General features: G+C 70.7%; 10 protein-coding genes. 4 read left to right on the forward strand and 6 right to left on the reverse strand.

Annotated features, from left to right (window positions below):
- Positions 1-402: 402 nt before the first annotated feature.
- Positions 403-2,991, reverse strand: coding sequence for a DNA helicase PcrA (gene pcrA / locus Q7X29_RS30595; protein ID WP_316576105.1), 2,589 nt, complete (start codon positions 2,989-2,991; stop codon positions 403-405).
- 299 nt (positions 2,992-3,290) lie between these two features.
- Between pcrA and Q7X29_RS30600 the strand changes: the two genes are divergently transcribed.
- Positions 3,291-3,584 (forward strand): chorismate mutase, encoded by a 294-nt coding sequence (locus tag Q7X29_RS30600; RefSeq protein ID WP_022566231.1) that lies wholly within the window; start codon positions 3,291-3,293, stop codon positions 3,582-3,584.
- An 89-nt stretch (positions 3,585-3,673) separates the two neighbouring features.
- Here the strand turns inward: Q7X29_RS30600 and Q7X29_RS30605 are convergent, their stop codons facing one another.
- Entirely contained in the window at positions 3,674-5,131 is a 1,458-nt protein-coding gene (locus tag Q7X29_RS30605; RefSeq protein WP_316576106.1) for an NAD-dependent succinate-semialdehyde dehydrogenase, read from the reverse strand.
- Between the two features lie 82 nt (positions 5,132-5,213).
- On the opposite strand from Q7X29_RS30605, the gene pgi reads away from it, so the two are divergent.
- Positions 5,214-6,854 (forward strand): glucose-6-phosphate isomerase, encoded by a 1,641-nt coding sequence (pgi, locus tag Q7X29_RS30610; RefSeq protein ID WP_316576107.1) that lies wholly within the window; start codon positions 5,214-5,216, stop codon positions 6,852-6,854.
- On the opposite strand, the gene Q7X29_RS30615 is transcribed toward pgi, so the two are convergent.
- From Q7X29_RS30615 to Q7X29_RS30630, 4 genes are all read right to left on the reverse strand, one after another.
- Positions 6,823-7,404 (reverse strand): potassium channel family protein, encoded by a 582-nt coding sequence (locus Q7X29_RS30615; RefSeq protein WP_316576108.1) that lies wholly within the window; start codon positions 7,402-7,404, stop codon positions 6,823-6,825. The genes pgi and Q7X29_RS30615 overlap by 32 nt on opposite strands.
- 82 nt (positions 7,405-7,486) lie before the next feature.
- Complete coding sequence (locus Q7X29_RS30620; RefSeq protein ID WP_316576109.1) at positions 7,487-8,140, reverse strand: nucleoside/nucleotide kinase family protein; 654 nt, start codon at positions 8,138-8,140, stop codon at positions 7,487-7,489.
- 116 nt (positions 8,141-8,256) lie between these two features.
- On the reverse strand, positions 8,257-9,885 hold the full coding sequence (locus Q7X29_RS30625) for an acyl-CoA dehydrogenase family protein (protein WP_316576110.1): 1,629 nt from the start codon (positions 9,883-9,885) through the stop codon (positions 8,257-8,259).
- Positions 9,886-9,902: 17 nt separating this feature from the next.
- Positions 9,903-10,508 (reverse strand): TetR/AcrR family transcriptional regulator, encoded by a 606-nt coding sequence (locus tag Q7X29_RS30630; protein ID WP_218717112.1) that lies wholly within the window; start codon positions 10,506-10,508, stop codon positions 9,903-9,905.
- Between the two features lie 63 nt (positions 10,509-10,571).
- Here Q7X29_RS30630 and Q7X29_RS30635 point away from each other — a divergent pair, with 63 nt between their 5' ends.
- Positions 10,572-11,339, forward strand: a complete 768-nt coding sequence (locus Q7X29_RS30635) for a crotonase/enoyl-CoA hydratase family protein (RefSeq protein ID WP_316576111.1) — start codon at positions 10,572-10,574, stop codon at positions 11,337-11,339.
- Positions 11,339-12,619: a hypothetical protein gene (locus tag Q7X29_RS30640; protein WP_316576112.1), complete on the forward strand. Its 1,281-nt coding sequence runs from the start codon at positions 11,339-11,341 to the stop codon at positions 12,617-12,619. Before Q7X29_RS30635 ends, Q7X29_RS30640 begins: the two co-directional genes overlap by 1 nt.
- Positions 12,620-12,624: the final 5 nt, after the last annotated feature.

Consider the following 12,624-nt stretch of genomic DNA (forward strand, 5'->3'; position numbering starts at 1 on the left):
GTGCCTGACCGGCGGGACCCAAGGGGCCGCCGACCTCGAGCGCGCCAGCGCTCCAACAAACCCAGCCACCACGCCCGACCCCTAGGGAGGACAGGCCGACACAGTCGGCCGTCAGCGGCCGTCCCGCCGGTCAGGCGCCGTGGCATACGCGACGAAGGAGCAAGCCACGGCGCCTGACCCGCGGCACGCAAGAAGCCGCCGACACGAGCGCACCAGCGCTCCAACAAACCCAGCCACCCACGCCCGACCCCTAGGGAGGGCAGGCCGACACAGTCGGCCGTCGGCGGCCGTCCCGCCGGTCAGGCGCTGTGGCGTACGCGACGAAGGAGCAAGCCACGGTGCCTGACCGGCGGGACCTAAGGGGCCGCCGACCTCGAGCGCGCCAGCGCTCCAAATACACAGCTAGAGCTTCACGATGGTCCGGCTGAACTGAGGGATCAGCCGGATCTTCCCGGCCGTGCCGAAGTCGATGGTGACCGTCGCCAGCGGGCCGACGCCGTCGGCGGCGACCACGCGGCCCAGGCCGTACTTGTCGTCGCTGACCCGATCACCCACGGCGAGTACGAGATCGGTGTTGTTCCGCTTGACCGCGCCACCACCGGGGGCGGGCCTGCGCTGGCCGGTTCCGCCGCGCACACCCGGACGCTGATCCCAGCCGTCGCCCCTGGTCCAGTCGCGTTCGAAGCCGCCCTCCTCGCGCCTGCGGCCGCGCTGCACCGGCGAAACCACCGGCTCCAGCCGACGCCAGTCCAGCAGGTGCTGCGGGATCTCCTGCAGGAAGCGCGATTCCGGGTTCGACACCGGCTGGCCCCAGCCCGAGCGCACGACGGCGCGGGACAAGTACAGGCGCTGCCGTGCCCTGGTGATGCCGACGTAGGCGAGCCTGCGCTCCTCGGCCAGCTCGGTCGGGTCGCCCAGCGCGCGCATGTGCGGGAACTGGCCGTCCTCCCAGCCGGTCACGAAGACCACCGGGAACTCCAGGCCCTTCGCGGTGTGCAGCGTCATCATGGTGACCACGCCGGACCCCTCGTCGGGGATCTGGTCGGTGTCGGCCACCAGCGACACGCGCTCGAGGAACGCCGCCAGCGAGCCGGGTTCGGGTTCGCCGTCGCCCACCTCCGGCAACAGCCCTTCCTCGCGCGCGGCCTCGGCGTTGTTGAACGCCTCGGAACTGAATTCGCGGGCCACGCTGACCAGTTCGTTGAGGTTGTCCAGGCGCGCGCCGTCCTGCGGATCGTCGGAGGCTTCCAGTTCGGCCCGGTAGCCGGTGCGGTCGAGCACCGCGTCGACGACATTGCCCACGTCGGGATACTCGCTGTCGGCGCGCTTTCCGGCGGCGCGGATCTCGTCGAGCAGGTCGAGGAAGCCGGCGATGGCCCGCACCGCCCTGGTGTTCAGCAGCGCGACCTTGCCGTCGGCGGCGTCGCGCAGCGCGGCGGCGAAGCCGATGTCGCGCTGTTCGGCGTGCACCGCCACGCACGCCTCGGCGCGATCGCCGATGCCGCGGCGCGGGGTGTTGAGGATGCGGCGCAGGCTCACCGCGTCATCGGGGTTCTCCAGGACACGCAGGTAGGCCACGACATCGCGGACTTCCTTGCGCTCGTAGAACCGGACGCCGCCGACCACCTTGTACGGCAGGCCCATCCGGATGAAGATCTCCTCCAGCGCCCGCGAATTGTTGTTGGTGCGGTAGAAGACCGCGACGTCGCCGTAGTTCGCCTCGCCCGCGTCGACCAGCTTGTCGATCTCCTTGGCGACGAACGCCGCCTCGTCGTGCTCGTTGTCGGCGACGTAGCCGGTGATCAGCTCGCCCTCGCCGGAGTCGGTCCACAGCTTCTTCTCGCGCCTGCCCTCGTTACGCGAGATCACCGCGTTGGCGGCGGAGAGGATGTGCTGGGTGGAGCGGTAGTTCTGTTCCAGCAGAATGGTTTCCGCGTCCGGGAAATCGCGCTCGAATTCCTCGATGTTGCGGATCGTCGCGCCGCGGAAGGCGTAGATGGACTGGTCGGCGTCGCCCACCACGCACAACTCGCTCGGCTCGACGCCCGCTTCCTCGTCGGTCTGCGGGCTGTGGTGGCCGACGAGTTCGCGCACCAGCACGTATTGCGCGTGGTTGGTGTCCTGGTACTCGTCGACGAGGACGTGCCGGAAGCGGCGCCGGTAGTACTCGGCGACCTGCGGGTGGTTCTGCAGCAGCGCGACCGTCTCGCCGATCAGGTCGTCGAAGTCCATGGCGTTGGCCGCGCGCAGCCGCTTCTGGTACTCGGCATAGACCCGGGCGACCAGCGCGGGCAGCTCGGTCTCGTCGGCCTCGGCGTCGGCGGCGGCCTGCTCGGGGCCGATCAGTTCGTTCTTCAAGTTGGAAATTGCGGTCGCCAGCAACCGCGCCGAATACTTCTTCGTGTCGATGTCGAAATCGCGGCTGATCATCGTCAGCAAACGGCGTGAATCGTCGGCGTCGTAGATGGAGAAATTCGAATTCAGACCCGGCAGCAGGGCCGCCTGCATCCGCAGAATCCGCACACAGCTGGAATGGAACGTCGAGACCCACATGCTGGCCGCGCGCGGGCCGACCAGCCCGGCGACCCGCTCGCGCATCTCGGCGGCGGCCTTGTTGGTGAAGGTGATCGCCAGGATCTGCCCGGTGTGCACGCCACGCGCGGCCAGCAGGTAGGCGATGCGCCGGGTGAGCACCGCGGTCTTGCCCGAGCCGGCGCCCGCGACGATCAGCAGCGGTGAGCCCGCGTGCACCACGGCCGCGCGCTGCTGCGGATTCAGTCCGTCGAGCAGGCGTTCGGTCTCCTCGACCCGGCGCTGCTCGCGTTCCCTGCGGCGCTGTTCCTGCTCGGCGCTGTGCCGCGCCGCCGCCTCGGCCAGCCCGCCACCGGACGCGCCGGAACCACCACCGTCCCGGCGCGATAGCTCCGCGGGCGCGGAAGCGGGTTCACTGGGATCGGCGGCTGAGGCGTGGGGAGCGACCGTGATATCCATCGTCTGTCCACGCTACCGGCGGGCACCGACAGGCGGCGAACCGCAGGCTTCTCAGCAGATTCACAAACACAACTGTTTTGCATGACTGGGGGCCCGTGGCACACTGGGCCTCATGGCCAGTGCTTCTCCGCATGCCCGGATCGGCAAACGATCCGATATCGTGGCGGTGAGTGTGGCTTTTTGCGCACTCCCGGGGGGATCACGTACCGCCCATCGGGAAAGTTTCAGGGTGAAGGAACAGATCGGGTAACAGGCCGCGCGGCCAGTCCGATCCAAGTTCTGACACGAGGAGATGAATGATGAGCACCCCTGCTACGACCACCGGGTCCGATTCGGCTCTGCCGCAATCCGAGGCGGAGATCGAGAAGCTCCGCCTCGAGATCGACCAGCTCGACGCCACGATCCTCGCCGCGATCAAACGTCGGAGCGAGATCTCGCGGATCATCGGCCGCACCCGGATGGCCTCCGGGGGTCCGCGCCTGGTCCACAGCCGTGAGATGAAGGTGCTCGAGCGCTTCAGCGAGCTCGGTCAGGAGGGGCACACCCTCGCCATGCTCCTGCTCCGCCTCGGCCGAGGGCGCCTCGGCCGCTAGGCCCCACACAGCCACGCGGCGGACCACCAGTTCGCCGCTTCCACAAAGCCGCCCCGGGTGCGACACCATCCCCGGGGCGGTTTCGTGTCTCAGGTCAGGGCGATGTACTTCGTGTTCAGGTATTCCTCGATGCCCTCGATGCCGCCCTCGCGCCCGAAGCCCGATTCCTTGACGCCGCCGAACGGGGCGGCCGGGTCGGAGATGACGCCGCGATTGACGCCGACCATGCCCGTCTCCAGCGCCTCCGAGACGCGCAGCGCCCGGTCCAGGTCCCGCGTGTACACGTAGCTGACCAGGCCGTATTCGGTGTCGTTGGCGGCGGCGACGCCCTCGTCCTCGGTATCGAACGCGACGATCGGAGCGACCGGCCCGAACACCTCCTCGCGCAGGATGCGCGCCGTCGCGGGCACCTCACCCAGGACGGTGGCCGGGTAGAACCAGCCCGCCCCGCCGGGGGCCTTGCCACCCAGCAGCAACTGCGCGCCCTGGTCGACGGCGTCGTCGACCAGCTCCGCGACGATCTCGCGCTGCTCCTCGCTGACCAGCGGACCGAGGGTGCTGGCCGGATCGGTGCCTGGCCCGAGCACCACGGTGTCGGTCATCGCCGCGACCAGTTTCTCGGTGAACTCGGCGACTACCCCGCGCTGGACGTGGAAGCGGTTGGCCGCGGTGCACGCCTCGCCGCCGTTGCGCAGTTTCGCCTGCATCGCGCCGGCCACCGCGGCGTCGATGTCGGCGTCGTCGAACACGACGAACGGCGCGTTGCCGCCCAGTTCCATCGAGGTGCGCAGCAGGCGGTTCGCCGACGCCGAGACGAGCTTCTTACCGACTTCGGTCGACCCGGTGAAGGTGAGCTTGCGCAGCCGCGGATCGTCGATCAGCGGGCCGGTGACGGCCCCGGAACGCTGGGTCGTGACCACCGACAGCACCCCGTCGGGCAGCCCGGCCTCGCTGCACAGCTTGGCCAGCGCCAGCATGGTCAGCGGCGTCGCCGAGGCGGGCTTGACGATCATCGTGCAGCCGGCGGCCAGGGCGGGCCCGATCTTGCGGGTGCCCATGGCGAGCGGGAAGTTCCACGGCGTGATCGCCAGACACGGACCGACCGGTTGCTTGGCCACCATGATCCGCCCGGTCCCCGACGGCGCGTGCAGGTAGCGGCCGTGCACCCGCACTGCCTCCTCGCTGAACCAGCGGAAGAACTCGGCGCCGTAGCGCACCTCGTTGCGGCTCTCGGCCAGGGCCTTGCCCATCTCGAGCGTCATCAGCAGCGCGAACTCCTCGGCCCGCGCCGTCAGCTGCTCGAACACCGCGCGCAGGATCTCGCCCCGCTCGCGCGACGGGGTCGCCGCCCACGCCTGCGACGCCGCGACAGCGGCGTCCAGCGCGCGCATCGCGTCGTCCGGGGTGGCATCGGCGACCTGCGCGATCACCGAGCCGTCGGCGGGATTGCGCACCGCGAAGGTGCCACCGCCCGTCGCCTCGACCGGCCCGGAGCCGATCCACAAACCCTTCGGTACGAATTCGAGTACGTCACGTTCGGACACCATGGGAGCCAGCGTAGGCGGCGGGCCCTCGGCGCACATCGAACTGCGGCGCCGGACTTCATCGAACGCTGTAATGTCGGCTGACGTGAGCAGCGACATCACCGCGTCGGCGGCTTGGCAGGCACTGTCGGACAACCACCGCAGCGTCGCACCCCTACACCTGCGCAAACTGTTCGCCGACGATCCGGCGCGCGGCAAAGACCTGACCGTGCAGGTGGCCGACCTGCACATCGACTACAGCAAGCATCGCGTGACGCGCGAAACTCTCTCCCTTCTGGTCGATCTCGCCCGCACCGCGGGCGTGCCCGAGCGGCGCGACGCGATGTATTCCGGCGCCCACATCAACACCTCGGAGGACCGTGCGGTCGGGCACATCGCTCTGCGTCTGCCCGCCGGCGATCAGCTCGATATCGACGGCACCGACGCCGACGCCGAGGTGCACGACGTGCTGCGCCGGATGGGCGAATTCGCCGATTCGGTGCGTTCGGGCGACTGGCGCGGCGCGACCGGCGAGCGGATCACCGCGGTGGTGAACATCGGCATCGGCGGCTCGGATCTCGGACCCGACATGGTCCATCGCGCGCTGCGCCACTACACCGATCCCGGCATCGAGGCCAGGTTCGTCTCGAATGTCGACCCGTGCGATCTGGTGGCCAAGCTCACCGGACTCGACCCGGCGACCACCCTGTTCATCGTCGCCTCCAAGACCTTCTCCACGCTCGAGACCCTGACCAACGCGACCGCCGCCCGGCGCTGGCTCGTCGGCGCGCTCGGCGAGGACGCCGTCGCCAAGCACTTCGTCGCGGTGTCGACCAACGCGGAGCGGGTGGCCGCCTTCGGCATCGACCCCGCGCACATGTTCGGCTTCTGGGACTGGGTCGGCGGCCGCTATTCGGTCGACTCCGCCATCGGCCTGTCGGTGATGGTGACCATCGGCAAGGAGCAGTTCGCCGAGTTCCTGAGCGGAATGCACGCCGTGGACCGGCATTTCGCGACGGCGCCGCTGGAGCAGAACGGGCCGGTCCTGCTGGCCATGCTCGGGGTCTGGTACACGAACTTCTTCGGCGCGGAATCGCGGGCGGTCCTGCCGTATTCGAACGATCTGGCCCGCTTCCCGGCGTATCTGCAACAGCTGACGATGGAGTCCAACGGCAAGTCGGTGCGCGCCGACGGCACCCCGGTGACCACCTCGACCGGCGAGATCTTCTGGGGCGAGCCGGGAACCAACGGCCAGCACGCCTTCTACCAGCTGCTGCACCAGGGCACCCGGCTGATCCCGGCCGACTTCCTCGGCTTCGCGCGGTCCACCGACGACCTGCCGACCCGCGACGGCACCGGCAGCATGCACGACATCCTGATGAGCAACCTGTTCGCGCAGAGCAAGGTGCTGGCCTTCGGCAAGACCGCCGAGGAGATCGCCGCCGAGGGCACCGATCCGAAGCTGGTGCCGCACAAGGTGATGCCGGGCAATCGGCCGAGCACCACGATCCTGGCGCCGGAGCTCACGCCGTCGACGGTGGGTCAGCTGATCGCGCTCTACGAGCATCAGGTGTTCGTCGAGGGCACGATCTGGGGCATCGACAGTTTCGACCAGTGGGGCGTCGAGCTGGGCAAGCAGCAGGCGCTGGAGCTGATGCCGCTGCTCAGCGAGCCGGCGCAGCCGGTGACACAGGGCGATTCGTCGACCGACGAGCTCATCGGGTGGTATCGGGCCCATCGTCGCTGACCTCGGTGACCGCCGGGGGTGGCGGGCGGAACGCGGCGAGGCGGCGGGTGACACTGCTCGTCACGATGGTCGCCAGGGTGCCGATCACCACCAGGTCGAACGCGATCTGCACCATCGCCGCGATCCGGGCGACCTGGCCGACGGCGTGGACGTCGCCGTAGCCGACGGTGCCGAGGGTGGACATCGTGTAGTACAGCGCGTCGGTGCGGGTGACCAGGCCGTCGAACTGATCCGGTTGGCGTTGTTGCAGCCGGTAGTAGAACAGCGAGAACACCACGCACACGATGCACACGACGAGCAGCACCCCGTCGACGCGCCCGCCCGCCGAGTCCGGCGCGTTCAGGAAGTGCTGGATCCGCCGCCAGACCAGCCAGGCCAGTCCGATGACACCGGCGATGAAGCTGATGATCCCGAACACCTCGCCCGGCCAGGCGTCGAGCTCGAACGGGCCGCTCAACGGCACGCTGTAGTAGAGCAACAGCGCGCACACCGCCGCGGCCCCGTTGCGCAACGCATGCCCGGGCACACCGACTCGCAGACCTCGCGTCATCGCTCCATGATTGCCCGCCGATCGCCGGTTCGGCGGCGCACGCGCCGACGCGGACCGAGAACAGCCGCCCCTGTCGAGTGAACTAGCCGATCCGATAGCCGTCGCCGCACGCCGACAACACCGTGTCGGCCCGCTGCTTGCTCGCGGCGACGAGGTCGGCGTTGCGCAGATCGCTGTCGGTGACCTTCGCGCTCGCCTCGGCCGCTGTTCGGCCGCCGAGGGTGTGGCGTCGCAGGAGTCGCTCGGTGAGGACAGCGCGGGGCGCGTCGAGATACCAGCAGGTGTCGAGCAGCCCGCGGACCGGCGCCCAGCCGGGCGCCTCGGCATCGGTGAGCAGCAGGTAGTTGCCCTCGACGACGACGATGCGCTCATCGCGCACGATCAGCCCGCCCTCGGTGGGTTCGTCGATCGCCCGGTCGAACAGCGGCCACGGCACCGGCTCCCCGATCGCGGCCGCCCGCAGCGAGCGCAGGTCGGCGACGAAGCCCGCCGCGTCGAAGGTGTCGGGTTCGCCCTTGCGGGCCACCGCGCCGCGGGCCCGCAGCACCTCGTTGCGCAGGTGGTAGCCGTCCATCGGCGCGACCACCGCTGGTCGCCCCGACCCGGCGAGCTCGGCGCACAGCCGCTGGGCCAGCGTCGATTTGCCCGCACCGGGCGGCCCGGCGATTCCGAGCAGGAAACGCCCACCGGTCGCGCCCGCCGGAATCCGCCGAGCCAGCTCACTCACCGACAGCATGCGCTCGTCCAGGTCACCGCCTCACCCTAGCGACGGTGCGCCGGAGTGGGCGGCGTCGAGCGGTTCGCGGCGAGGCCGTTGGCCGCGGGCCGGTGCCCGGGGCGACCGCCCGGTCGTCACCGCACGTCGACGAAGGCCCGTTCGATGATCGCGCCCGTGTCCACCCCGACCGGCAGCGTGCCGAAGGCGATGCCCCAGTCGTCGCCGAGCCGGGTCGCGCAGAAGGCGTCGGCGACGGCCGGGTGACCGTGGCGCACCAGCTGCGCGCCCTGCAGGACCAGCGCCATCAGTTCCACGACCCGGCGGGCCCGGTACTCGATGTCGGACAGGTCGCCGAGTTCCTTGCCGACGCGGTCGATCGCGTCGTCCAGGCGCGGGTCGGCGCCGCGGGCGAGGCCGACCTCGGCGAAGTACGCCTCGACGGTCTCGGGCTGACGGCCCATGGCGCGCAACGCGTCCAGCGCGGCCACATTGCCCGACCCCTCCCAGATCGACATGAGCGGCGCCTCCCGGTACAGCCGCGGCATGCCGGATTCCTCGGCATAGCCGTTGCCGCCCAGGCATTCCAGCGCCTCGGCCGCGTGCGCGGGCGCCCGCTTGCACACCCAGTACTTGGTGATGGCCAGCGCGATCCGGCGCAGCGCGGCCTCGGCCGGGTCGCTGCCCGCGCGGTCGGTGGCACCGGCCAGGCGCATCATCACCGTGGTCGCGGCATCGGACTCGATCACCAGATCGGCCAGCACATTGCGCATGGCGGGCTGGTCGATCAGCTTGGCGCCGAACGCTTCCCGGTGCCTGGCGTGCTGCACGGCGGCGACGGCGCCCATCCGCATCCCGGTGGCCGAGCCGATCACGCAGTCGAGCCGGGTCATGTTGACCATCTCGATGATCGTCTTCACGCCCGCGCCCTCGGCGCCGACGAGCCAGCCGGTGGCGTTCTCGTACTCGATCTCGGAAGACGCGTTGGACTTGTTGCCCAGCTTGTCCTTGAGCCGCTGGATGCGGATCGGGTTGCGGGTGCCGTCGGGCAGCACCCGCGGCAGCAGGAAGCACGACAGCCCGCCCGGCGCCTGGGCCAGCGTCAGGAACATGTCCGACATCGGCGCGGAGGTGAACCACTTGTGCCCGACGATCCGGTAGGCACCGTCCGGCTGCGGGGTGGCGGTGGTGGTGTTGGCCCGCACGTCCGAGCCGCCCTGCTTCTCCGTCATCGACATACCCGCGATGAGCCCGGCCTTGGTCGACGGCTCGCGCAGGCCGAAATCGTAGGTGCGCGAACCGAGCAGCGGCTCGTACTTCGCGGCCAGCTCGGGATTGTGGCGCAGCGCGGGCACCACGGCGTAGGTCATCGAGATCGGACACATGTGCCCGGCGTCGGCGATGCCCCAGGTGTAGAACTTGGCGGCGCGGGCGGTGTGCGCGCCGGGACGCTCGTCGAGCCACGGCGAACCGTGCAGGCCGTGCGAGACGGCGACGGCCATCAGGTCGTGCCAGTGCGGGTGGAACTCCACCTCGTCGACGCGATGGCCCCAGCGGTCGTGCGTGTGCAGCACCGGCGGATACTCGTTGGCGAGCCTGCCCCAGTCCTGTGCGGCGACATCGCCGGCGAGCCTGCCGAGTTCGCGCACCTCGGCCTCGGCCCAGCCCGCGCCCTCCCGGTGCAGGCCCTCGATCAGCGCGGGGTTGCGCGCGGCGTCGAAGGGGACCAGCGGGGGTACCTGGTTGAACACTTCATGGGTCGGCATGGCCGGAACTCCTTCGACTACGACATTTCCGGGCGCGCACCCAGGGCGCGCACGGCGAAAGCAACCAATTCGGGGATGACGGTCTCGGCGTGCGGCGCGGCGGCCAGCGGACCGACCAGCACCTCGCCGATCGCGCCGACGAGCGCCGCCGCGCCGAGGGCGGTGTCCTGGGCGGGCAGGCGGCCCTCGGCGACGCCGTGCGCGATCGCGGCCTCGAACGAGGCGGCGAACGCGCGCCGGAACTCCAGCCGCTGCGCGTCGACGGCCGCGTCGACCGGCTCGGCCAGCAGCACGTAGGCCAGCTTCGGGTTCTTGAGCGCGCGCCCGGCGAAGGTCTCCACCGCCGCGCTCACCCGCTGCAGGACATCGCCCTGGGCGACCGCGGCGCGCACGGCCTCGACCTCGCGGGCGACCACGGTCTCGAACACCGCGGCGACCAGTTCGGCCTTGTTCTCGAACTGCTTGTAGACCGTGCCGGTGGCGATGCCCGCCTCCGCGGCGACCGCGGCCATCGACAGTCCGGCGAACCCGTCGCGCGAGAGCACGCGCGTGGCGCCCTGCACGATCAGCGCCCGTTGCGCGTCGAGCCGGGCCTGCACGGCCGGGGTCCTGCGGTACACCATACGAAGAAGTGAACCACTGATTCACCTCTTCACACAAGGGGTGATCCGCCGTATGGTCGAACGATGTCAGTACGTGTCGAACACGCGGGACCGGTCACCACCGTGATCCTGGACCGACCGCAGGCCCGCAACGCCGTCGACGGCCCGACCGCCCGCGCCCTGGCCGATGCCTTCCGGGCGTTCGACGCCGACCCGAATGCCTCGGTGGCGGTGCTGTGGGGCGAGCACGGCACCTTCTGCGCGGGCGCCGACCTCAAGTCGCTGGGCACCGAGAACAGCAACCAGGCCACCGTCGAGGGCGACGGCCCGATGGGCCCGACCCGGATGCGCCTGTCCAAGCCGGTGATCGCGGCGGTCTCCGGCTACGCCGTGGCGGGCGGACTGGAACTGGCGCTGTGGTGCGATCTGCGGATCGCCGAGCAGGACGCCACCTTCGGCGTCTTCTGCCGACGCTGGGGTGTGCCGCTCATCGACGGCGGCACCGTGCGATTGCCCCGGATCATCGGCGAGGGCCGGGCGCTGGACCTGATCCTCACCGGCCGACCCGTGAGCGCGCCCGAGGCACTACAGATGGGCCTGGTCACCCGCGTCGTCCCGACCGGCGACGCCCGCCGGGTCGCCGAGGAACTGGCCGCTCAACTGGCCGCCCTTCCGCAGACCTGTCTGCGCTCGGATCGCGCCGCGCTCTACGAGCAGCACGGCCACCCCGAGGACGAGGCGCTGCGGATCGAGTTCCAGCACGGCCTGACCGCGCTCACCGACGGCGCGCTCGACGGCGCCGCCCGCTTCGCCGCGGGCGCGGGCCGCCACGGTAGCGCCGACCAGCGGTAGTGGACCGGCTCACGGTCGTCGACGAGATCTTCCTGCGCACCCATCGCGGGATGGGCACACCCATCGCGTTGCAGGGCCTGTGGCGTATTCCGGAGGCGATGGAACCCACCCTGCTGCGGGCGATCCACGATCGACTGCGGGTCGGCGACCTCGGCCGCCGGGTGGTCCGCGCGCGCGTGCCCGGCGCACGGCGCGGCTGGCGGCCGAACACTCGATCGCATCCGCTCGACCACACCGCCGGCCCGCTGTCCGAGGACGCCGTCCTGCCCTGGGCCGACACCCTCGGTACCGGCCTCGACCCAGAATTCGGCCCCGGCTGGCGGCTGTCCAGCGCGGCGCTGCACGACACCGGAACCGTTGTCGCCCTGACCTGTTCCCACGCCTTGGCAGACGCCCGCGGTCTCATCCACGCTGTCGCCACCGCCCTCGGCGACCTCGGTGTCGACGACCGACCCGAGGCCCACGTCGACGCCCTGCACACACCGGCTCGGACCGGGACCAGCGCCCCTTCCGTCCTGCGCCGGGGTACGGCGGTATCGGACTGGGGCGATGCCCGAGCGCAGTGGTCCACCATCGTCAACGGCACGACACGCGCCCTGCGTCGGGGAATCCCCACGCCTCCCGCCACCGTCGCCGCCGAATCATCGCTCGGCCGGACGGTCCACAGCACGCTGCTGACCTTCGACGCCGCCGAGTGGGACACCACCGCCGCCGCGACCGGCGCGACCCCCAACAGCCTGTTCATCCACCTGGTGGCGAACATCCTGTGGGAGACCGGCTTCCAGCACCCGCGGATCGCGGCGAGCCTGCCCGTCGACACCCGCGACGAACCCCGCGTCGACAACGACCTCGCCATGACCGAGATCGCGATCGATCGCGCCGACACCCCCGCCACCGTCCGCGACAAGGCCCGCACCGCCTACCTGCGCCGCATGTCCAGCCCGGCGGGCCTGCCCGAGCAGATCCTCCAGGTCCTCCCCGACCGCTGGGCCTACGCACTCAGCAGGGGCGCCGGGGAGCGAGACATCCTGTGCTCCAACATCGGAACGCTGCCCGATGTCCTGCGCACCGTCGGCGGGCACCACTGCGACCGGGTGGCGGCCCGGGCGATCCACCCCGGCCTGACCGAGTTCCCCCGCACCCGGCTCTCGGGTTACTTCTCCCGGCTCGGCGACACCTACACGCTGGCCCTGGTCAGCCTGGCCTGCGACCGCGAAACCCTCGATGCCGCGATAGCGCGCGCCTGCGCCACAGCGGGACTCGACGCCGCGCCGTGGTGATCCGT

The organism is Nocardia canadensis (assembly GCF_032656385.1).
Taxonomy (GTDB): Bacteria; Actinomycetota; Actinomycetes; order Mycobacteriales; family Mycobacteriaceae; genus Nocardia; species Nocardia canadensis.

Excerpts from the sequence above, each read along its gene's own strand:
- pcrA (WP_316576105.1), bottom strand. The coding sequence starts at position 2,991 with ATGGATATCACGGTCGCTCCCCACGCCTCAGCCGCCGATCCCAGTGAA.
- Q7X29_RS30600 (WP_022566231.1), top strand. The coding sequence starts at position 3,291 with ATGAGCACCCCTGCTACGACCACCGGGTCCGATTCGGCTCTGCCGCAA.
- Q7X29_RS30605 (WP_316576106.1), bottom strand. The coding sequence starts at position 5,131 with ATGGTGTCCGAACGTGACGTACTCGAATTCGTACCGAAGGGTTTGTGG.
- Q7X29_RS30615 (WP_316576108.1), bottom strand. The coding sequence starts at position 7,404 with ATGACGCGAGGTCTGCGAGTCGGTGTGCCCGGGCATGCGTTGCGCAAC.
- Q7X29_RS30620 (WP_316576109.1), bottom strand. The coding sequence starts at position 8,140 with ATGCTGTCGGTGAGTGAGCTGGCTCGGCGGATTCCGGCGGGCGCGACC.
- Q7X29_RS30625 (WP_316576110.1), bottom strand. The coding sequence starts at position 9,885 with ATGCCGACCCATGAAGTGTTCAACCAGGTACCCCCGCTGGTCCCCTTC.
- Q7X29_RS30630 (WP_218717112.1), bottom strand. The coding sequence starts at position 10,508 with ATGGTGTACCGCAGGACCCCGGCCGTGCAGGCCCGGCTCGACGCGCAA.
- Q7X29_RS30635 (WP_316576111.1), top strand. The coding sequence starts at position 10,572 with ATGTCAGTACGTGTCGAACACGCGGGACCGGTCACCACCGTGATCCTG.